We start from the raw sequence: 22,947 nt of genomic DNA on the forward strand, positions 1-22,947 counted from the left end.
GAGATATGAAAAAAATTAGAAATATATGTTTAATAATAGCCAGTGTATTTGCTTTTGCTGGCTGTGATGATTATTTGGATGTCAATACCAATCCAAATGGTCCTGATGCACTTTTACAGCCTGAATTGTTTCTGCCGCAAATTCAATCAGAATTGGCAGTGGCTGTTCAATGGGATGGAAGATTTACCGGATTTTATACCCAGAACTGGGCCTATTCTACGGGAGAAGAATACTCTCTGAACCTGCATTCAAATCCCCTGTCTGATTTTTATGCTCAGTTATGGCGTGCTGTTTACTGGAGCATGGGATATAACCTTGCAGATATGATCGAAAGTGGTAATGTGAATGAGAAATATGATTTTGTAGGTGTAGGTTATATATTGCGTGCTTACGGTTGGCAGATGCTTACCGATTATCACGGACCTGTTATTGTAACAGAAGCTTTTGATTCCGAAAAAAGAACTTTTAATTATGACAGTCAGGAAGTGGTTTATGATGAAATTGAAAGACTTCTTTTGCTTGGGATTGAAAACCTGGAGAGAACAGATGGACTGAATTCTGCCGAATCCGGTTTAATGGAGGCTGATCTGATTTATGAAGGTGATCGCGAGAAATGGAAGAAATTCGCTTATGGTTTATTAGCCATTAACAAACACCGTTTAACTAACAAGAGTAGTTATGATCCTCAAGAGGTAATTGATTATGTTGATAATGCTCTTGCAGGAAATAGCGATAACGCTCAAATTCGTTTTGATGGGACTGTAAGCAGAAATACAAATTTCTTTGGTCCTAGGAGAGGAAATATTGGAAGATACCGTCAAACAAAATTTATGGTAGGTCTTCTAGATGGGACTAATCCTGAATTAACAGATGCGAGTCTTGTTGGAGTTGATCCGGTTTATGTTGGAGAACATTTAAAGGACCCTCGTATCACTGCGATGCTGGCTCCTTCACCTGACGGGCAATATAGAGGTGTATCGCCTGTCTTGGGAGTAAATGAGTGGCAAGCCGCTGAAGCAGATCAAGTACCTAAAAACTTTTGGAATGAAGAAGGTTATTCCGGAAGCAATCCTTCCCCTCAAATTTATTTCTTTAACAATGATGCCCTTTTCCCGCTTATGACCTATTCTCAACTTCAGTTCATAAAATCTGAAGCTGCCTGGATAGCCGGTCAAAAATCGGTTGCTTTAAATGCTTATACCGAAGGGGTGACGGCTCATATTGATTTTGCCAGACAGTATGCCCCAGATCAGGACTTGTATGACCTGAGAAAGGCTGCATATTTAAATAGTGATGTCTACCTGCCAACTACTGCAGATGGATTGACCCTGTCTAAAATTATGCTTCAAAAATATATTGCTACCTGGGGATGGGGATTCTTTGAAACCTGGTCTGATATGAGAAGATATCACTATGATCAGGATAAAGATGCTGCCAATTCTGTTTATAAAGGCTTTGAGCTTCCAGATCCTTTATACTTTGCTAATAATGAGAATCCGGCGTACCGTGCTCGACCAAGATTCAATTCTGAATATATGTGGAATCAGCAGGCATTAGAGGAATTAAATGCTTTTGAAGAAGACTATCATACCTATGAAACCTGGTTTAGTAAACCTGAATAATTATTTGACTATGAAAAACATATTTAACAAAATAATAATCCTATTCGCCGCGACACTTTTTTGTACCTCGTGTGAAGAAAATGCTATTCCTGAGCTTACAGTGCCGGTGAATGAGGGTTCGACCCTGGCAAAGTTCTTCTTCCATGCAGAGGATGCCCCAACCGCTAATTTTTACTTTTTTGAGGATAAGGTTACTGCATATAATACGAGTGAAGAAGAGCTTGATGGCTTAGATTATAAAGGAGTTTATCCATCCAATGCTTATGCCCTTGTGCCTTCAGGAAGTACCGAAGTGAGAGCTGTTGATCTTGAAGGAAATGAACTTGCTTATATGGAGTTTAATTTTCAGGTAGGTCAGAATTATTCCATTTACCTTGTGGGAACAACAGGGAATTATGAGGTGGCGATTATAGAGGATAACCTTCCGGAAGATGACCCGCAAAAAATTTACTGGAGGTTTGTAAACACTATGGCAGATATGCCATTCAATGTTGATGCTTATGCAATTCGTGCTGCGGTTCCGGCTACTGAAGAGTCGCCGGCGGAAGATGTTCAGGTTATTGAACTTGGACAGAATATCGGTTTTAAGGAAGGGGGAGACTATCAGTTATTGGAACCCGGTAGCTATACTTTTAAAGTATTTGATGCCGGTAGCACCTATGATCCGGTTGAGTCAGATCCTTACATTCAACACTCTGTAAATGTTGGAACCAGAGGCAGAACTTATACCACTCAAATAAGAGGAACTTATAAAGACCCTTCCAGCTCTTCTAATATCGATTTCTGGAGAGATCGATAAGGAGAGTACGTGACGTTTGTTTAAGAAAGAGAAGGAGGCACATTACGTGGCTCTTTCTTTTTTCCTGTAATTATTTCTAATTAATGTAACCGTATGTCCCTTCTAAAATTGTATAAATATTTTTGCCTTTCATTCTCCCTGACCTTATTTATTTCCTGTAATACTCCAAAACCAGTTACAACAGTCGCTAATGAAGAGATCATTCCAGCAAAACCTTCCCAAGACAGTATTTTAGCGTCAGAAGAAAAGGTCAAAGGTTCCAAACCCGATCATCCGTATGCCGACAGAGAGTTTCGGGCAGCCTGGGTAGCAACGGTAGCTAACATCAACTGGCCAAGCAAACCCGGATTGTCTGTGCAGGAACAACAAAAAGAAGCGATTGATCTTTTGAACATGCTTCAGAAAAACAATTTTAACGCGGTTATTTTCCAGGTAAGACCCCAGGCAGATGCACTTTATAAAAGCGATCTTGAACCATGGTCTGTGTACCTGACAGGAAAGCAAGGGGTGGCTCCAAAGCCCTTTTATGACCCGTTGCAATTCTGGATCGAGGCCGCGCATGATAGGGGTCTTGAATTACATGCCTGGTTGAACCCTTACAGAGCACATCACACAGCAGGCAAAGAAATTAGTGAACAATCTGTTATAAAGACCGATCCCGGGTTGGTTGTAAAACTGAAAAATGGCATGTGGTGGATGGATCCCGCTAAAGATGGGACTAAGAAAAGATCTACCGAAGTTGTAATGGATCTGGTAAACCGCTATGATCTGGACGGGATTCATTTTGATGATTATTTTTATCCGTATCCTTCCTACAATGGAGATCAGGATTTTCCTGATAACGAAAGTTGGAACGCTTATCTTGAAAATGGCGGTAAACTAAGTCGCGGTGACTGGAGAAGGGAAAACGTTAATGACTTTATCTCCAATTTATACACGAAGATCAAAGCCGAAAAACCCCGGGTGAAGTTTGGTTTAAGCCCCTTCGGAATCTGGAGACCGGGGTACCCCAAATCCATCTCCGGATATGACCAGTATGAGCAGCTATATGCCGATGCTAAATTGTGGCTGAATAAAGGTTGGATAGACTATTTCACACCACAATTATATTGGAAAATAAACCCTTCAGGGCAAAGTTTCCCTGTGCTTTTAGGCTGGTGGAATTCTCAAAATTTTGAAAACAGACATCTATGGCCTGGAATTAATGTTGATCTGGGCGGAGATGAAAAAAATTCCGATGAAACCCTTAATCAAATTATGATCACCAGAGGCATGATGCCCCAAAGCCCCGGTGTGGTACACTGGAGCATAGGTCCGCTTGTAAAGCACCCTGAGCTCACAAAAAGTATTGTCGAAGGTCCTTATAAGGCTCCTGCGCTTGTACCTTCTAGTCCCTGGCTGGATGATAAAGCGCCTTTAAGTCCATCTGTTGTTCCAACAGTGGAAGTTCAGTCTGTTAATGTTAATTGGGTGCCGAAATCTGAATCGGAAAAAGCTTTCAGGTATGTAGTGTATTTTAAATATGCTGAATCCTGGAGTTATAAGATCTTCAATAGAAAGACCTATGAAACAAAATTCAGCCGTTTTATTGAGAAAAAAGATGGCGAAAAGGTTTATTTGTCGGCTATTGCCGTAACTGCCGTAGACAGGTCTGGAAATGAAAGTGAATTCCTTGAGATCAAGCTGGACCAAACCGAAAAATTATAATCTAAATTAAATCAGCCCCGATCTATGACTCCTATACTTGTTTTTGGTATCATCGCAGGTTATTTCCTCCTGTTAATGGCCATCAGTCACTTCACTTCTAAAAAAGCTGATAATTCTACCTTTTTTACGGCCAATAGAAATTCTCCCTGGTTCCTGGTAGCCTTCGGAATGGTAGGCGCAACACTTTCGGGGGTGACCTTTATTTCAGTTCCCGGAGAAGTAGGAAACTCAAACTGGACCTACTTGCAGTTTGTTATGGGAAATATGGTAGGCTATGCAGTCATTGCTCTGGTTCTCATTCCTGTTTTCTATAATCTGAAACTGGTTTCCATTTATGAGTATCTTCAGAAGAGATTCGGAAGGAATTCTTATCTCACTGGATCCGGATTTTTCCTGGTCTCTCAAACTATTGGAGCTTCTTTTAGGCTTTTTCTTGCTGCTTTGGTCCTGCAAATGGCATTTTTTGATGCCTTCGGAATTCCGTTTTATGTAACTGTTTTTGTAACCATTGGCTTGATCTGGCTTTATACTTTTAGGGGAGGGATAAAGACCATTGTGTGGACCGATACCCTGCAGACCTCTTTTCTATTGATTGCCGTGGTAATAAGTATTTATATGATCGTTGCCCAGCTTGACCTGAACATCAGCGAAGTTTTTAAGACCGTCTCCAAAAGTGAAAATTCAGAAATATTTGACTGGAACTGGAGATCAGACCGTAATTTCTTTAAGACCTTTTTGGCAGGGGTGTTTATAACCATAGCCATGAACGGGCTAGATCAAAATGTAATGCAAAAGAACCTCACGATTAAAAATACTCGTGACGCCCAAAAAAATATATTCTGGTTCTCCCTGACCTTTTTCTTTTCTACACTGCTATTCCTCATTCTGGGCGTATTATTATATGCTTATACCCTAGAGAATAATATTGCCCTTCCCGAAAAAACCGATGGTCTTTATCCCATGCTTGCCCTGAACCATTTTGGAATCGCCGCGGGGATCGTCTTTTTACTCGGAATTATAGCTGCTGCTTTCTCCAGTGCAGATTCGGCTTTAACCGCTCTAACCACTTCTTTTTGTGTAGATATACTAGATATTCAAAAAGGCAAGCTTGAAAATCAAAAGAAAACACGACTATTGGTTCATATAGGCTTTACGATTCTAATGTTCTGTGTGATCGTAATTTTCAATTCGTTCAATGACAGTAGTGTAGTGAATTCTGTATTCAAGGTAGCCGGATTTACTTATGGTCCATTACTTGGGTTGTTCATCTTCGGACTGGTCTCAAAAGTTAAGGTAAAAGACAGGTGGGTGCCACTAGTATGTATTGCTGCCCCTGTCATTTCGGTTATTCTGGATCTTTATTCTACGGAATGGTTCTTTGGATATCAATTTGGCTTTGAGATCCTATTGGTCAACGCAGCGATCACCTGTCTGGGATTATATCTTCTGAAGACCCCTAAAAAGGAAACTGAGGCAACTCCTTCCGAAGAAGTCAAAGAAGATGTATTAGTTTAAATTAGCGTATATAATGGAATTAGAATTATACCCATTTGAACTTCAGCTGAAAGATACGTTTACAATAAGTCACGGCTCTAGAACTTCTCAACCCACCTTGATCGTTGCCTTATCTGATGGTGGTTATACCGGTTACGGGGAGGCTGCGGCCACTTCGTATTACGGGGTTACCACTGAAGGTATGAGTCGTGATATTATGCAGGTCAAAGATTTGCTAAACGAGAACATACATAAGACTCCGGAAGAGATCTGGGAGATCACCCGTCCATTTTTAAAACATAATTCCTTTGCTCAATGTGCATTGGATATGGCAGTTCATGACCTGTACGGGCAAAAACAGAAACTTCCGTTATATAAATTATGGGGATTAGAACTTAAAGATCTTCCGCTGACCAACTATACCATAGGAATTGATACGATTGAGAACATGGTCAGAAAAATGAAGGAATTTCCCTGGCCGCTGTATAAGATAAAATTAGGTACGTCCGAAGATGTTGAGATCATCAAAGAATTACGTAAACATACCAATGCCGTATTCAGGGTTGATGCCAATGCCGTGTGGACAGCGGAGCAAACCTTGCAAAATGCCATTTTAATGAAGGATCTCAATGTAGAGTTTATTGAGCAGCCGCTAGCTGTGAATGACAAAGAGGGTATGGAAAAGGTTTATAAGGAATCTGTCCTACCGGTAATTGCCGATGAAAGCTGCATCAAGGAATCTGATGTTGAGGAATGCGCCAAATACTTTCACGGGATCAATGTTAAATTGACGAAATGCGGAGGAATAACTCCGGCCCGTCGAATGATAGAAAAAGCAAAAGCTTTAGGACTTAAGGTGATGGTGGGCTGTATGACCGAATCCACTGTGGGCATTTCAGCAATCGCACATTTATTACCTTTGCTGGATTACGTTGATATGGACGGCAGCTTATTGCTGAAAAATGATATTGCTGACGGAGTAAAAATATTTAATGAAAAAGTGCATTTCACGGATCGTAACGGAATTGGCGCACAGTTAAAATAAAACAAATCGAGACTATGAATTCAAAGAATTGGTTAGGGTCGCTCATGTTACTGGGAGTGGTCTTTTTTGGAAGTTGTAATTCTGACAGATCAGAGAACACAGAGGCTTCTAATGAAGTTGATATGATTATAAGCGATGTGAAATCTGAATACGCTCCAGATTCCAGGGTGGCTTTATTTGATATCAGAGCTGAACAAGAGGGTTCAAACCTTGTTTTAAAGGGCGAATCTAACCTTCCGTTGGCAGTTGATGATTTGAAAAAACGCCTCGAAGCTGAAGATGATGTCACTGTAATTGACAGTATTTCTCTGTTACCTTCTAAAGAAATGACGGGGAAAAGTGAAGGGGTCATCCAGATCTCTGTTGCAAATTTGAGATCACGCCCGGCGCATTCCTCAGAGTTGGTGACACAGGCAACTCTTGGTACTCCGGTGAAGGTTTACAAGAAAGATGACAACTGGTATTATGTGCAAACCCCTGATGGGTATTTAGCCTGGGTAGATTCCGGCGGAGTGACACCTATTTCTGGACAGGAGCTTCAAAAATGGAGGTCTAATGAAAAGATCATCTATTTGGAACCCTTCGGATTTTCATATTCCAAACCCAATAAAGATTCAGAAGTGGTTACCGACCTTGTTGCAGGAAGCATTTTAGAGCTTACAGGGGAGAAAAATGGTTTTTATGAGGTTCTTTATCCTAACCAGAAAAAAGCCTTTATAGAGAAGTCGGCAGCGCAGCCGTATAAAGAGTGGGTCAATGCGCTGGATCCTTCCGGAGAGAAACTCACTGAAACCGCTAAGAAATTGATGGGTGTGCCTTATTTATGGGGAGGCACTTCTCCTAAAGGGGTTGATTGCAGCGGTTATACCAAAACCATCTTCTTTTTGAACGGAATGGTATTGCCAAGGGATGCTTCTCAACAGATCGCTGCAGGCGAAGAGGTGGATACTACTCGAAATTTTGAGAATCTTCAACCCGGAGACCTGCTTTACTTCGGAAGGAAAGCTACCGATACCAGTTCAGAAAAGATCATTCATGTGGGAATGTGGATAGGTGATGATCAATTCATTCACTCTATGGGCGAAGTGCGAATAAGTACTTTTGACACAACTTCTGCCGATTTTGACGAGTATAATTACAACCGTTATTTAAGAACCAAGAGAGTGCTTGGGAAGAATGATGAAAATATCATTCAAATCGCTGACTCAGATCTTTTCATGACTTCTGAAAAAGACACTTTGAAAGATTAATATTTCAATCCCAGATATAAAAAAGCCCCTGAGACAAGGGGCTTTTTTATTGGCGGCTAATTCAGCTATGCACGCCTTCTATAAATATTTTTGAGAGAGGTTAAACAGTATTTTAAGATCCTCTTCTGTTAATACCGCGTTTACATCCTTTTGAATAAAATGCAGTTTAAAAGCCCTGATGGCAGCGTCTAAGTCGCTGGTATCATAACCAATGATCCGGAGCGCTATTTTCGGGTTAATGTTTATGGTCAAACTATCCCGGGAGCTTCCGTTTTCCAGTATTTGGTTTCCGGTCACCTTCAGGACCATATTCCTCGAGTAATCAAATTCTTGTGGAGAAATACTGTCACCCACAATTTTAGGATTTACCTCAATTTCATCATACCAATATCCAAATCCTTCTTCGGCCAGCCGTTTCCATGGAAAAGTAATATTAGGGTCCACTTTCCGGGTAGGAGCGATATCTGAATGACCAATAAAGTTCGCGGTGGGAATATCATACCTGCTTTTTAAAATTTTCAGGAGATCTATCAATTCTGAAATCTGCGGTTCCGAAAAGGGCTCATTGCCGTTATTGTCCAATTCGATACCGATGGAAGCAGAATTGAGATCGGTGTCGTTTCCCCATTTCCCGGCTCCCGCATGCCAGGCGCGATAATGGTCATTGAGCATTTGAAAAACTTCTCCCTCCCGACTAATTACATAATGCGAGCTAACGGCAGTTCTGGGAAGGGTAAAGGTATAGAGTGTCTGCTCTACATCTTTTTGAGCAGTGTGATGCAGGATCACATAATTTGGTTTTCGTAAACTAAAATTTGTTGTTCCTACTGGGTAGGGGCCATAATTTATAAGGGAATCATCATCGTGATCTGGAGGAAATTTCTTTAAGGACTTAGCTAATTGAGAGGATTGCCTAAGGTGTTTTCGGTTGGTCTTAGAATAAGGATTGATGCTGCAGCTTGTTTGTAGGGTTAACAAGAGAGCACCAATCCAAAATAGACACTTAAAGTTCATTTCAAAACTTCCATTTTACAAAAGCTTCCATGGCTTCATAATTGGCTAATCCTAATTTATCGTACGCCTGGGCCGTCTCCCTGTTTCGCTCTTCGGCACGCTGCCAGAATTCTCTTGCATCATCCCCGGGGAATACAGGTCTGTCTTTTTGGGATTGATGCTGGAAAATGGCGTTTCTTTTTCTTGAAACCTCCTGAGGGGAAAGGGGAACAGCCATTTCTATCTCATGGGTTTCAAATTCATGCCAGGCACCCCTGTACATCCATAACCAGGTGTCCTGAGCCCATTTTTCGGTTTTCCGGAGACGTTCCAGTGCCTCAGTAACAATATTAAAGCACACAAGGTGTGTACCATGAGGATCTGCAAAATCCCCCGCGGCAAATACCTGGTGAGGTTTTACTTCCTGTAACAGTTTCATGGTCAGCTTGACATCTTCCTCGGTTACAGGGTTTTTTACAGTTTTACCCGTTTCATAGAATGGCAGAGCCATAAAATGAATGTTTCTGTCTTTAAGTCCGGCATATCGAGCTCCTGCAATTGCTTCACTTTTCCTGATGAAGCCTTTGACATCCCTAATTTCCGGAAGATCAATTTCATTAGGTTGTTTCTTGCTGATGAATTCTCTCATCTCATCATATATGGATTCCAGTTTTCCCTGATCCTTTCCGAGACTCTTGTTAAAATCCATGGCAAATTCCACATATCTAAGAACATCGGTGTCCCAAACAGCGGTGTTTCCCGATGTTTGGTACGCCACATGTACATCATGCCCCTGATCAACCAGACGAATAAATGTACCTCCCATTGAGATAACATCGTCATCTGGATGAGGTGAAAATATCAGCACCCTTTTTTGAGCCGGTTCAGCACGTTCGGGACGCTGGGTATCGTCAGCTTTGGGCTTTCCACCCGGCCAACCGGTAATGCTATGCTGCAGTTTATTGAAAACGTGAATATTTATATTATAGGCAGGTCCTTTTTCTGTTGCCAGTTGAGCCATCCCGTTGTTATTATAATCCTCATCGGTTAATTTCAGGATGGGTTTTCCAACTTTATTAGATAACCAGATCACTGCCTTTTTTATAAGATCATCATTCCAAAGACAGTCTTTTACCAACCAGGGAGTATTAAACCTTGTAAGGTCTGAAGCCGCGTCTTCATCCAGGATGAATTCAGTATTATCTGAAAGTTGTAGATAGGTTGCGGGAACTTCGCCTGCGATCTCTCCTTCCACAGCTTTCTTAATAATGGAAGCTTTCTTCTTATTCCAGGCCATTAGGATGATCTCACGGGCTTTGAAAATGGTGCCAATTCCCATGGTGATGGCTTTGGTGGGGACATTTTCTTTTCCTCCAAAATCCCGGGAAGCATCTCTCCTGGTTAGATCGTCAAGGGTTACCAAGCGGGTACCTGAATTGGGAGCAGACCCTGGTTCATTGAATCCTATGTGTCCTGTTCTACCAATCCCAAGAACCTGAAGATCTAGTCCACCCAGAGCTTCGATCTTATTTTCATAAGCTATACAGAATTCTGCGATATCCTCTTTTTTCAGAGTACCATCGGGAATGTGAATATTCTCTTTTTTAATATCAATATGATCGAAGAGGTTCTCATTCATAAATGTCACATAACTCTGCTTTGAGTTGGGACTCATGGGGTAATATTCATCCAGGTTGAAGGTGATCACATTTTGAAAGCTCAATCCTTCTTCCTTGTGCATGCGCACCAGCTCTTCATAGACCTGAACGGGAGTTGCACCTGTTGCAAGGCCAAGAACTGCTTTTTCACCAGATTCCTGTTTCTTTTTGATCAATGCGGCAATTCTGTCGGCTACCTTTTTTGAGGCGATTTGGGGATTTTCGTAAACCGTGACAGGTACCTTTTCAAATCGGGTTTCTTCAAGAAGATTTAATCTGGCCATAAGTAGTGTAGGGTAATTTATTTGGGTTATAACTGATTGACTTTTGAAAATTGTTTTTCAAATATATTTTCCATCACTGTAGCCACAGAACCGAGCAAAACCGAATCATCACCCAGATTAGATAGGCGAATATCTGTTTTCACCCTTAACTGTGCCATACAGTAGGTGTTTATTGAATGTTGAATTGGAGTGGTAATGAATTGCTGCGCAGAAGCAAATTTCCCCTCCAGGATAATGATCTCCGGATTGAACAATTGTATCAGGATCGCGATTCCTTTTCCTAAATGAATTCCTATTTCCGAAAGAATATTGATCGCGAATTGATCCCCCTGGTTAGCCGCCTTGATAACTGTCTGAGGCTGTAGCTTTTCCAGTTCCTTTTCCGAAAGCTTATTCAGGATCGTGCTTTCTCCATTTTTGATGCCGGCTTGAGCCATCCTTACTAAAGCCAGGCCTGAAGCAACGGTTTCAAGGCATCCTCTTTTTCCGCAATGACATAATAATCCGTCATCTATTAATGGTATATGTCCAAATTCTCCTGCAAAACCTGAACTTCCCTGGTAAACTTTCCCGTCTACAATAACTCCAAGACCAATTCCCCAGTCCATGGAAATCACCAGTACATTTTTTCGGTCTTTTGCCAGTCCGAAGTTAGATTCCGCTAAACAGGCACTTTTCGCGTCATTGAGAATGAACACAGGTTTTTTGAACTTTTTCTTCAAGACCTCTTCAAGAGATTCTGTTTCTTCTTCCTTGATGAAATAAGTAAAGTTTTTTCCTTCACTTGAAGATACCAGTCCCGGCATACTCACACCAATACCCAATAATTTATCAAGGTCTATTTTTGAGTCCTTAAGAAGTTCATTAGCCTTTTCATAAAGATGATCCACCACACTGGCTTCGGTTTCTATCTGGAAAGGGAGATCTTCATATTCGGCAATTTTATTGTTGTGGTTGTCAAAAATGGCCATTTTGATCTTGAAGCGCTCCATTTGAACTCCCATCACATAGAAAGAGTCTTCTTTGAGCTTGTACAGGTCAGGTTTTCTACCACCGGCAGATTTTCCAAGGCCTTCTTTTTTAACCCAACCTTCAGTGATAAGTTGGTTTAGTAACCGTATAGAAGTTGGCGAACTTATGTTGAACAACTCACAGATTTCTGTGTTTGTTTTTGAGCCTCCAAAATAAAGGCTTTGAAGTATCTTTAGTTTCTGTAGATAATTCTTCCGCTCTACATTGCTGGCAGTCTCAAGCTGCGATGTCTTCTTTAATAACTCCTGCATAATAAGGATGGTTTTTCAAATAGGAATTCTGATTAGTAATTCATTTATGTAGGCGGTCTAAAATGAAAGATAAAATTAGCTCAAAAATCTTATCCCGCCAAATACTTTAATAAAAATTTTATAAAAGATAATTTATTTACTGAAAATTTATATTTTTATCGAGAGTTAAAGCAGTAATATTTACTAAACTTTTCCAGTTTTCCTGCATAGCTCTCTAAATATCTATTTATGAGCCATTTTTACTCCTCAAAAGACTTTAAAGAAACGAAAATTTTCGAAGTAAAGAAGGAACAGCGTTATTTGGCATTTGACGTACTGCGCGGGCTTACTATAGCTCTCATGATCCTGGTTAATACCCCGGGAAGCTGGAGTACTATTTATGCCCCTTTTAAACATGCCGCCTGGCACGGGTTTACAATTACCGACCTTGTCTTTCCTACTTTTTTATTTGTTGTAGGAAATGCAATGAGTTTTTCATTAAGAAAGTTTAAAGAACAATCAAATAAGGCCTTTTTCGAAAAGGTGCTGAAAAGGACCTTTTTGATATTTTTCATTGGTCTTTTTCTAAGTGCATTTCCATTTGTGTATAGGTCAGGGGGATATTTGTTCCTAAAAGATCTTTCAGAAATGAGGATAATGGGAGTGCTTCAACGAATTGCCCTTTGTTACTTCTTCGCTTCCCTAATTATCAGGTATTTTAAAATGCTAAACAGTATTCTGATCGGTGTTTTCCTGTTATTGATCTATTGGGGGATCATGTTTTATTTTGGAGATGCTGCTGCTCCTTACAGTGCACAAGGTAATGCAGCCCTAAAATTTGATTTGCTTATCTTTTCTCCAGAAAATCTGTGGCATGGCTTTGGTTTCCCTTTTGACCCGGAAGGTCTTTTAAGTACCTTGCCGGCAATAGTGAATGTGATAGCGGGTTATGCGACTGGAGTTTTTTTGCAGCGTTCAGGCAACAACATGGAGACCATCTTTAAGTTGATGTCAATTGGCTTCTTTTTTGTCCTGATCTCAGAGATATGGGATGTCTATTTTCCAGTTAATAAACCTATCTGGACCAGTTCATATGTGATCCTGACCGTGGGTTGGGATTTGATCCTGATCGGAGGGCTAGTGTGGTTGATCGAAATAATGACGGTTAAAAAATGGACCTATTTTTTCGAGGTCTTCGGAAAGAATCCGTTATTCATTTTTGTGATGTCCGGAGTATTTGTCATGTTGATGAATGTAATATATATAGGAGGAACTCCCATGAAATCCTGGTTATATGAAAATTACTTTTTGAGTTGGCTTACTTCCTATAATGCCTCCCTGCTTTTTGCGTTCTGTTACATGTTGTTGATGTGGCTGATGGGATATTGGATGGATAAAAATCGAATTTATATAAAGGTGTAAGTGAACCTTCCACCTCACTTTGTTTTCAAAATTTAATCAATGAAAAAACTTGTTTTCCTTTTTGTTTTAAGTGCCGGAATTGTCGGTAATCTTTACTCTCAAAGCAAAAATTCCAAACCCGAATTCCTAAAGCTCCGCAAAAGTGAGTGGGTAGATTCCGTGATGAAGACCTTAACGCCCGATGAGCGCATCGCCCAGTTGATCATGGTAGCGGCTTACTCCAACCGTGGGGAAGAACATAAACAGGAGATCCTGAAGTTGATCGAAGAACAAAAGATAGGCGGACTCATCTTTTTCCAGGGTGATCCTGCAAGTCAGGTGGAGTTGATGAATGAATACCAGGCTGCTTCGAAAGTGCCATTATTGGGAGCTATTGATGCGGAATGGGGATTGGGAATGCGTTTGGATAACACTATTAGCTATCCTTTTCAAATGACGCTGGGAGCAATTCAGGATGATGAATTGCTGTATAAGATGGGCGTTGAGGTCGCCAGACAGGTTAAAAGAACAGGGCTTCATATGAACTTTGCCCCGGTTGTCGATGTCAATAATAATCCGAATAACCCCGTTATCAACTACAGGTCGTTTGGAGAAGATAAATACAACGTAGCCGATAAGGCGATCGCTTACATGAAGGGAATGCAGGATCATAAGGTCCTAACAACTGCCAAACATTTTCCCGGACACGGAGATACAGACACCGATTCTCATTATGCGCTTCCGCAGATCAACCATCCCAGAGCAAGACTCGATTCGCTGGAATTATATCCCTTCCGAAGAATTCTAAAAGCCGGAATTGGCGGAGTGATGGTAGCCCATCTGGATATTCCCGCACTGGATTCCACCGGAGTGCCGTCCACACTTTCCAAGCCTATCATCACCGGGCTGCTTAAAGAAAAACTGGATTTTGAAGGTCTTATCGTGACCGATGCCATGAACATGAAAGGCGTGACTGAAGGCAACCTTCCCGGAGTAGTTGATAAAGACGCGATCCTTGCCGGAAATGATCTGCTGGAATTCACCGAAGATGTTCCTAAGGCGATCGAGGAGATCAAAAAAGCTGTTGATGCCGGATTGATCTCTCAAAAAGAGATAGATCGCAGGGTGCGAAAGATCCTTGCCGTAAAGCAATGGGTAGGTTTGGACAAATACGGTCCCTTGTCTACAGATAATATTATTGAGGACCTGAACACTTCAAAGGCGCAGCTTCTTCACCGGTCTCTTAGCGAAGCTTCGTTGACGGTTTTGAAAAATGACAATAATATATTCCCTGTAAAAGGACTGGACACCTTAAAGGTCGCATCTGTTTCTCTTGGAGCCGAAACGACTACCTCTTTCCAGAAAACCCTGGAATTGTATGCTGAAGTTTCCCATTTCGTAGTGCCGGTAGATGCCGATGAGAATGCTGTTTCTGAAGTAAAGGAAAAACTAAAAGATTTTGACCTGGTGATCGCGGGGATCCATGACCAAAGTAAATACCCGAGAAATACGCTGAAGCTTTCAGAACCTGCCCTGGAATTGATTTCAGATCTTTCAACCGGAAAGAACTCTGTATTTAGCTTTTTCAAGAATCCGTATGTGCTGAATAAGATAGACGGAATAGAAGATGCCGCCGGTTTGATCGTAGCCTATCAGGACAGTGAAATTTCCCAGGAAGTTGCTGCCCAACTCATTTTTGGAGGAATAGGCGCCAACGGAAAATTACCGGTAAGCGTAGGTGATAAATTCAGTTCAGGTGACGGTCTCGTCGTAAAAGGAGGGATCAGGCTTGGTTATACTTTACCTGAAGCAGTTGGGATGGATTCTAATATCCTGAACACTCGGATTGATTCCCTGATGCAACAGGCGATGGATGCCAAAGCCATTCCCGGAGGACAGGTACTTGTGGCTAAAGATCAAAAAGTGGTTTTTTACAAGGTCTTCGGAGAACATTCTTATTTCGATACTATTCGAGTAAAAAAAAATGACCTTTACGACCTGGCTTCGGTGACCAAGATCTCTGCTGCCATGCCGGCATTGATGAAATTGTATGATGAGGATAAGTTTCATCTGGACGGAACCTTAGCCGATCATTTGCCCTCTTTTAAAAGGTCAAATAAGGCCGATATTCCCTTTACTGATATCTTGACCCACCAGGCGAGATTCCAGCCGTGGATCCCATTTTGGAAAGATATGCTCCGGAAGAACGGAAGCTATAAATGGTGGACCATCAAAAAAGACTCTTCGGCACGATACCCTATTAAGATCACAGATGAGATGTACCTGCACAGGAATTATCCGAAGAAAATCGTGAAGGCGATAAGGAAGTCCCCGCTTAGGGAGAAAAAGGAATATAAATATTCCGATTTTTTCTTCATTCTCGCGCCTAAGGTGGTTGAAAGCAGGACCGAAGAAGATTTTTCAGAATATCTTCAGAAGAACTTTTACAAGTCCTTGGGAGCGACCAGTATCGGTTTTAATCCTGACTATCCGCAAAACAAGGTTGTACCTACAGAATATGATTTTTCATTCAGAAAAGAGCCTATCCATGGTACGGTTCACGATGAAGGGGCGATCATGCTGGGCGGAGTATCGGGTCATGCCGGACTTTTTGCCAATGCCAATGACCTGGCAAAGCTACTTCAAATGTATCTGAATGAAGGGGAGTACGGAGGCAAGACCTATGTTGAAAAAGAAACTATCAGGGAATTCACAAAACGCTATTTTCCGGACTCAGATAATCACCGTGCCCTTGGCTTTGATAAACGCAGGCCTAACAGTAAGGGAATTGTGAACAATACCGCTAAAGATGCCACCGAAACCAGTTACGGGCATACCGGTTTTACAGGGATCATGGTTTGGATGGATCCCGAAGAAGACTTGTTGTATATCTTCCTTTCCAACAGGGTACATCCTACCCGCGACAATCACCGGTTATACGACCTGAATACCCGAACCCAGATCCACCAGGTTTTGTATGAGGCAATAAAATAGGCCCGGAAGCGCTTTACATAATTAAACTTCTTACGAAAACAACTTCCCTTCAGATTTGTTCTGAAGGGAGTTTTTTGTTTAAATGTATTAGCAGAAGTACTATATTTGTTTGATTTTGCTATTATTTTAGCAGTTTAACCAACCAAATCTTCATGATAAATAAGTATTGCCTCCCAATTTTTTCCCTACTTGTATTATGTTCCTCTTTAAGTTTCGCCCAGCATTCCCTGCAAGGAAAAGTGCTCGACGAAGCCAATAACCCGGTTGCCTTCGCTAACGTGATCCTTTTGAATGCAAAAGATTCCGTCACCGTTTACAAAGGCGCCGTTACCCGGGAAACCGGAGATTTCAGTTTTGAGGAAGTCGAAAACGATCAGTATTTGCTTAGGGTAAGTTTTGTAGGCTTTGAAGACCTTTTAACACGAGTTGAAGTAGCTAAAAGCAAGGATCTCGGTACGCTCTTATTAAAAGAAAGTGTTTCAGATCTTGGTGAGGTATCAGTGATCGGTAAAAAACCGGTGATCACCAGAAGTATCGACAGGCTCACCTTTGAAGTGGAAAATTCCACGCTTTCAACAGGAAACACCTATGAACTTCTAAAAAGAACTCCCGGAGTGATCGTTTCCCAGGGTCAGCTTTTGGTTAAGAACAGGCCGGCCACGGTATATATCAATGACCGGAAGGTTTATTTAAGCGCCCAGGAACTACAGCAACTGCTGGAAGGCTTTTCCGCCGGAAATGTGAAATCTGTTGAAGTGATCACCAATCCGCCGGCAAAGTATGATGCCGAAGGCGGGGCGATCCTGAACATTAAGACCAGCAAGAATATTTCCATAGGCTATAAAGGCAGTCTGAACGCCAATACCACTATTGCGGAAGTTCCAAAATATGGAGTAGGGACCAGTCATTACTATAAAAATGACTTTTTGAATCTCTTCACCAACTACAATTATAATTACAGGAATGCCTATAAAGAAGATGAAGGCCACATCGTTTTTTACGATCCATCTGGAGCTGTAGATTCGAAGTGGGAAGAAGACTTTTTTCGTGATTCCAGGAATTCCTCAAACAGCTTAAATGCCATTCTGGATTTCAATTTAGCTGAAAACAGCAGCCTAAACCTGAGTGCCAACCTTCAGTTTGATCCTGCAAGTATCACAGATATAAACGGAAGAACGGAGATCTTTGGAGCCCAGGGCCAGCTTGATTCGCTTTACACTACCAATGCGCGTCGCGATGGTGACCAGGAAAACCTGCTTTTGAGCGCGGCGTACAATACGGATATTGGCGAGAAAGGTGCGAGCTTATCGGCGGTGGCGAATTATATCAATTATGATGACAACCAGGCACAGAACCTGGAGACCCGGTATTTTTCAGATTCGGGAAATCTGCTGAACGCTAATATTTTTTCAACCCTGGCCGGTCAAAAAAGCAATATTTACACCGGAAAAGTAGACGTTTCGGCCCCTCTTGGAACCGTTAGCCTTGAAACCGGACTAAAATATACTGGAGTGAAATCTGAAAGCGGACTGGATTATTTTGACCTCGAAAACGGCTCCCAGTTCGTAAGCGAGTTGTCGGATACCTTTGACTATGATGAAAATATTTATGCGGTCTACCTGAGTGCTTCCAAGGAATGGGAAAAATGGTCGGTAAAAGGTGGTCTTAGAGGTGAGATGACCGATATTGAAGGAAGGTCAGGTTCGGCTGGACTGGTCAACGACCAGGATTATTTTGAGCTGTTCCCTACTTTTTACCTTATGTACACCAAGAATGAAAATAACAGTTTCGGCCTTGATTACAGCCGCAGGATCACACGTCCAAGGTTCCAGAGTCTGAATCCTTACCGCACTTATATCAACGAGAACAATGTGAAGTTGGGGAACCCGAATCTGCGTCCGGGTATTTCCAATAAGATCAACTTCAACTATACTTATAAGAATAAGCTTTCCTTTGACCTGTACTGGGACCGTGGCGAGAATGCCACAGCGGTATTGCCTTTTCAGGATAATGAAGAGCGCGTGTTGAGGTCTGTGAACACCAACCTTAATTACGAGCAGCAGTACAGCCTAGATGTAAGCTTCTACGATTATGTGAAGAACTGGTGGTACCTGTATGTGTATTCCTCGTTCTTCTACATGGAAAATGAATTTGTAGCCGTGGAAAGCGGAAATGAGATCGTACAAAATGACGTTTTCAGCACCTATATCATGGCTCAGAACTTTTTCACCCTTTCCAAGGATGGAACTTTTTCGGGAGAATTGATCGCCTCATACCTGCCCGCATATATCGCCGGGTCGTATGATTTTGACGAGCCACAGTACGGACTTTCCTTCGGGTTGAGAAAGACCTTTTTCGATTCCCGTTTGACGACCACCCTGAATGTAGATGATGTGTTCGATACACAGAACATCCCGGTGTCTTCGCGTTACCTGAACCAGAACAACGGATTTTACGCCCAGCCTGAATCCAGAATGCTGCGTGTTGGCGTCATCTATAAATTCGGAAATTTCAAGCTGCGTGATAACAAGCGGACTATTGATGCTGACGAAAGCGAACGCCTGAAGGAGAAATCTGCTCTGTAACCTAAAGGTTTAAGGAACAGTAGGTTTGCTTTTTAGTTGAATGCGGAATCTCAAAAATCTACCTGTCTTGTAAATCATTAAAATTTGCTATTTTTGCAGCCTGAAAAACAGATGATTTGGCAAAAATAGGAAACATAGATGTAGGAGAATTTCCGTTGTTGTTAGCACCAATGGAAGATGTGAGCGATCCGCCATTTCGCGCCCTGTGCAAAGAGCAGGGGGCCGATGTTGTTTATACGGAATTCATTTCCTCAGAAGGACTTATTCGCGACGCTGCGAAAAGCGTCATGAAGCTCGATATTTACGAAAAGGAACGTCCTGTGGGCATTCAGATCTTCGGGGCCAACCTGGAATCCATGCTGCAGTCCGTTGAGATCGTTGAGAAATCCAACCCAGATATCATTGACATCAACTTTGGGTGTCCCGTGAAAAAGGTGGTTTCCAAAGGTGCCGGTGCCGGTATCCTGAAGGATATTCCGTTGATGGTTTCTTTAACCGAAGCCATGGTAAAGCACACCAACCTTCCGGTAACGGTAAAGACACGGTTGGGATGGGATACAGATTCCATCAAGATCGTTGAGGTTGCCGAAAGACTTCAGGATGTGGGAGCAGCCGCTATTTCCATTCACGGTCGAACCCGCGTACAGATGTATAAAGGGGAAGCTAACTGGGCTCCGATTTCCGAAGTAAAGAACAACCCGCGTATGCATATTCCTGTTTTTGGGAACGGAGACGTTGATACACCTGAAAAGGCGATGGAAATGCGTGATAAGTTCGGACTCGACGGCGCGATGATAGGTCGTGCTTCTATCGGTTATCCGTGGTTCTTCCGCGAGGTAAAGCATTATTTCAAAACCGGTGAGCATCTTGATCCGCCAACCATGGAAGAACGCTTAGACGCCGCCAGAAGGCATTTGCAAATGGCAATTGACTGGAAAGGGGAGAAGCTGGGTGTTTTTGAGACCCGAAGACATTACACGAATTACTTTAAGGGAATTCCGCACTTCAAGGAATACCGCCAGAAAATGGTGACCAGTGATGACGCTGCCGATGTTTTCGCGGCCTTTGATGAGGTGGAAAAAGAATTTGCGGGTTACCAGTTCGTTTAAATAGGTCCCAAATTACGAGCACCAAATTCCAATTTTTCACCCTTTGAAGTTTTAGCTGAGAGGGTTAATTTTCAGTAGAATTTAAGTTAGGTTTTTCCGTTTTACCCCTTCCCTAAAGGGAGCCGGAAAAACCTTTTATTAAAAAGATTTTCTGGGCGTTGTAGTGGCCTTCGTGTAAACTTTGCATGTTTTGCGAGAAAAGAGGAAAGTTAATTTTGGATTATGGAATAGAGCAAAGTTTGCATAATTCTTCTCCCGTCTATAGACTACCGACTATCGACTAATTAGCAAGAGCTCGTTTACTTCGGCTGGCTGCGATGTATGACGCGATCATTCCCAATGCTCCAATAGTAACCAGAACAATAAGGATATTTTCCAGCGTAATGGCTACGGGATATGGCAGGCTGGGTGTGATCATTACCAGGTTGAACTTCAGCTGAAGTAATACAACGACCACCGAAACTCCTAAACCTAAAGCTCCTCCCAGCAGGGTCATAAACACGCCCTGGGCGAAAAAGATATTTTTGATCTGGTTTGGAGTGGCTCCCAGGCTGTGCAGGGTCTTGATATTTTCCCTTTTGTCAAGTATCACCATGATGATGGAGCCTACCACGTTGAAAAGGGCGATGATCAATACCAGCGTAAAAATAAGGTACACGGCAAGGTTCTCGGTATTCAGCATTTTGTAAAGGGCGTCATTCAGCTGGGCGCGGTTCTTTATTTGTACCGGCTCGTCCATGATGTTTCTCACCTGTTCCTGAATGGTTTCCACATCAGCTTCCGGAGAAATCTTTAATTCCAGCGCGCTGATCTCGTTCGGTTTCAGGCTAAGCAGGTCACGGGCATAAGAAATGGAAGAGAATACGTATTTATCGTCCAGTTCTTCGTTGACACTGTAAATTCCGCTGGCGATGGCTGTTTGCGCGTTGAAAGCGTTCGTAGGATCTGTGATCTGTCCGGTTCCGGGGCGTGGCACAAGGATCTCCAAAAGTCCCGAATAATCGAAAAGGCCCATCGAAAGTTCACGGGAAATATTATTACCTATCACCACCTGTGCTTCAGACGGCGCGAACCAGGTACCGATCACTATAGCGCTGTCCAGCTGGTTCACCCGCAGGTAATTTTCGTCTACCCCTTTAATGAAAGCCGTTTTGTTCTTCCCTCTAAAATCAAGGAAGACGCGTTCTTCAATGACTTCGGAAAAGATCTCGATGCCATCAACTTTTAGTAATTGTTGTTTTTCTTCCGGAGAGAACACAAAGGTCTTTCCCGTTTCCGGAAGCACCTTCAGGTCGGGATCAGTTTGATTGGAAAAGGATAAACTGAAATCCTTGAGTCCGGTAAAGCCCGAAAGTACGATGAATAGGGAAAATGCCCCCGCGAAAACCCCAATAGCCGCGATGATCGTGATGATGTTGATGGCATTGTTACTGCTTTTGGAAAACAAGTAACGCCGGGCTATGTAAAAGGGGAAATTCAAAGATTATGATTTTTTCCTTTTTGAAAGCAGGTCTGGCTGCTCAATAGGATTTTCCTCACCTTTCAGTGACTTGTCGATATTCTCAATATAATCAAGCGAGTCATCAATGAAGAATTCCAGGTTAGGCATTCTGCGCAACTGGTTTTTGGTGCGCTGGGCCAGCTGGTGCTTGATCTGTGGTTTGAGCACATTCAATTCCTCCAGCAGTTCTTTCGCGGTCTTCGCCGGAAAGATGCTCAGGTAAGCTTTTGCCTGTGAAAGATCTGTGGTCACCTTCACTTTAGAAACAGAGACCAATATTCCCGTCTTTCCTGCATCCCTCAAGTGAGCCTGAAGGATATCTGCAAGATCCTCCTGTAGCACTCCGCCAATTTTTTTCTGTCTGTTTGTTTCTTCCATAACGCAAAAATAACATTTTTAAAGTTGATTATTATTAAATTCGTCTAAGGATAGCTTTTAACCATTTGCTGTTGGCTATGGATCGAATCTGCCAACAACCGATAACAGAGAACTGAAAACCGAAAACCGAGATGAACAAGATAGAACACATAGGCATTGCCGTAAAAGACCTGGAAGCAGCCGGAAAGACCTATGAAACTTTGCTGAACACCGAATGTTATAAGACCGAAAAAGTGGAGAGCGAAGGCGTGGAGACCGCTTTTTACCAGGTTGGGGAAAGCAAGATCGAACTGCTGGGCGCTACCCGTGATGACAGCCCGATCGCCAAATTCTTAGAGAAGAAAGGGGAGGGCATTCACCATATCGCTTTTGGGGTGGAAGATATCAAGGCAGAAATGAAGCGCCTGAAAGCTGAAGGTTATGTGCTTCTGAATGAGAAGCCTAAAAAGGGAGCCGACAATAAGCTGGTAGCCTTTTTACACCCGAAATCTTCCAACGGCGTCCTGGTTGAATTATGCCAGGAAATAAAGGAGGAACCCGATACCTTGCCGGAAGGAGATGCGGTTTGGGATTCATAAAAGATCGGCTTTAAAAATATTTTTAAAAACCTTGTGAGGTAAACGGCAAATCTCTAAATTTGCGGGCTCTCAAGTATGATTGAGACTGGTATTATAGCATTCCCGATGCTTTGGGAAGTTAGAAACACCAAGCGGTCCTATAGCTCAGTTGGTTAGAGCACCTGACTCATAATCAGGTGGTCCCTGGTTCGAGCCCAGGTGGGACCACAGAATAGAATCCTGCGAAAGCAGGATTTTTTGTTTTTGCCTTCCTGGGCGAGAAGTTTATCCCGAGCGAAGCATTTGCT

General features: G+C 42.3%; 16 protein-coding genes and 1 tRNA gene. 12 read left to right on the forward strand and 5 right to left on the reverse strand.

Annotated features, from left to right (window positions below; all coding sequences use genetic code 11):
* The first annotated feature begins 5 nt into the window (after window positions 1–5).
* The 6 genes from ACFQ1G_RS10730 to ACFQ1G_RS10755 all read left to right on the forward strand — a co-directional run bounded on the left by ACFQ1G_RS10730 (window position 6) and on the right by ACFQ1G_RS10755 (window position 7,917).
* On the forward strand, window positions 6–1,622 hold the full coding sequence (locus ACFQ1G_RS10730; protein ID WP_380739408.1) for a SusD/RagB family nutrient-binding outer membrane lipoprotein: 1,617 nt from the start codon (window positions 6–8) through the stop codon (window positions 1,620–1,622).
* Between the two features lie 10 nt (window positions 1,623–1,632).
* The gene (locus ACFQ1G_RS10735; RefSeq protein WP_380739410.1) at window positions 1,633–2,421 is read left to right on the forward strand and encodes a DUF4397 domain-containing protein; all 789 of its coding nucleotides are present in this window, start codon (window positions 1,633–1,635) and stop codon (window positions 2,419–2,421) included.
* A gap of 93 nt (window positions 2,422–2,514) precedes the next feature.
* Complete coding sequence (locus ACFQ1G_RS10740) at window positions 2,515–4,128, forward strand: glycoside hydrolase family 10 protein (protein WP_380739412.1); 1,614 nt, start codon at window positions 2,515–2,517, stop codon at window positions 4,126–4,128.
* Between the two features lie 24 nt (window positions 4,129–4,152).
* Complete coding sequence (locus ACFQ1G_RS10745) at window positions 4,153–5,643, forward strand: sodium:solute symporter (RefSeq protein ID WP_380739413.1); 1,491 nt, start codon at window positions 4,153–4,155, stop codon at window positions 5,641–5,643.
* Between the two features lie 13 nt (window positions 5,644–5,656).
* Complete coding sequence (locus tag ACFQ1G_RS10750) at window positions 5,657–6,667, forward strand: dipeptide epimerase (RefSeq protein ID WP_380739415.1); 1,011 nt, start codon at window positions 5,657–5,659, stop codon at window positions 6,665–6,667.
* 14 nt (window positions 6,668–6,681) lie between these two features.
* Entirely contained in the window at window positions 6,682–7,917 is a 1,236-nt protein-coding gene (locus tag ACFQ1G_RS10755; protein ID WP_380739416.1) for a C40 family peptidase, read from the forward strand.
* Between the two features lie 78 nt (window positions 7,918–7,995).
* On the opposite strand, the gene ACFQ1G_RS10760 is transcribed toward ACFQ1G_RS10755, so the two are convergent.
* From ACFQ1G_RS10760 to ACFQ1G_RS10770, 3 genes are read right to left on the reverse strand one after another with little or no spacing between them, the layout of a single operon-like run.
* Window positions 7,996–8,931, reverse strand: a complete 936-nt coding sequence (locus ACFQ1G_RS10760; RefSeq protein WP_380739418.1) for an N-acetylmuramoyl-L-alanine amidase — start codon at window positions 8,929–8,931, stop codon at window positions 7,996–7,998.
* A 1-nt stretch (window position 8,932) separates the two neighbouring features.
* The gene (nagB, locus tag ACFQ1G_RS10765; protein WP_380739420.1) at window positions 8,933–10,852 is read right to left on the reverse strand and encodes a glucosamine-6-phosphate deaminase; all 1,920 of its coding nucleotides are present in this window, start codon (window positions 10,850–10,852) and stop codon (window positions 8,933–8,935) included.
* 26 nt (window positions 10,853–10,878) lie between these two features.
* A complete protein-coding gene (locus tag ACFQ1G_RS10770; protein WP_380739421.1) occupies window positions 10,879–12,135 on the reverse strand; it encodes an ROK family transcriptional regulator in 1,257 nt (418 codons plus the stop codon).
* 228 nt (window positions 12,136–12,363) lie between these two features.
* Here ACFQ1G_RS10770 and ACFQ1G_RS10775 point away from each other — a divergent pair, with 228 nt between their 5' ends.
* From ACFQ1G_RS10775 to dusB, 4 genes are all read left to right on the forward strand, one after another.
* On the forward strand, window positions 12,364–13,536 hold the full coding sequence (locus tag ACFQ1G_RS10775; protein ID WP_380739423.1) for an acyltransferase family protein: 1,173 nt from the start codon (window positions 12,364–12,366) through the stop codon (window positions 13,534–13,536).
* 39 nt (window positions 13,537–13,575) lie between these two features.
* The gene (locus ACFQ1G_RS10780) at window positions 13,576–16,509 is read left to right on the forward strand and encodes a glycoside hydrolase family 3 N-terminal domain-containing protein (RefSeq protein WP_380739425.1); all 2,934 of its coding nucleotides are present in this window, start codon (window positions 13,576–13,578) and stop codon (window positions 16,507–16,509) included.
* Between the two features lie 152 nt (window positions 16,510–16,661).
* Window positions 16,662–19,094 (forward strand): outer membrane beta-barrel protein, encoded by a 2,433-nt coding sequence (locus tag ACFQ1G_RS10785; protein WP_380739427.1) that lies wholly within the window; start codon window positions 16,662–16,664, stop codon window positions 19,092–19,094.
* Window positions 19,095–19,210: 116 nt separating this feature from the next.
* Window positions 19,211–20,203, forward strand: coding sequence for a tRNA dihydrouridine synthase DusB (dusB, locus tag ACFQ1G_RS10790; RefSeq protein ID WP_380739429.1), 993 nt, complete (start codon window positions 19,211–19,213; stop codon window positions 20,201–20,203).
* A 280-nt stretch (window positions 20,204–20,483) separates the two neighbouring features.
* Here dusB and ACFQ1G_RS10795 read toward each other — a convergent pair whose 3' ends face one another.
* On the reverse strand, window positions 20,484–21,683 hold the full coding sequence (locus ACFQ1G_RS10795) for an ABC transporter permease (protein WP_380739431.1): 1,200 nt from the start codon (window positions 21,681–21,683) through the stop codon (window positions 20,484–20,486).
* A gap of 3 nt (window positions 21,684–21,686) precedes the next feature.
* Entirely contained in the window at window positions 21,687–22,082 is a 396-nt protein-coding gene (gene rbfA, locus ACFQ1G_RS10800; RefSeq protein ID WP_380739432.1) for a 30S ribosome-binding factor RbfA, read from the reverse strand.
* 131 nt (window positions 22,083–22,213) lie between these two features.
* Between rbfA and mce the strand changes: the two genes are divergently transcribed.
* On the forward strand, window positions 22,214–22,660 hold the full coding sequence (gene mce, locus ACFQ1G_RS10805) for a methylmalonyl-CoA epimerase (protein ID WP_380739434.1): 447 nt from the start codon (window positions 22,214–22,216) through the stop codon (window positions 22,658–22,660).
* 133 nt (window positions 22,661–22,793) lie between these two features.
* A tRNA-Ile gene (locus ACFQ1G_RS10810) sits at window positions 22,794–22,867 on the forward strand.
* The last annotated feature ends 80 nt before the right edge of the window (window positions 22,868–22,947 follow it).

This window comes from Salinimicrobium gaetbulicola, from assembly GCF_042676025.1.
GTDB lineage: Bacteria > Bacteroidota > Bacteroidia > Flavobacteriales > Flavobacteriaceae > Salinimicrobium > Salinimicrobium gaetbulicola.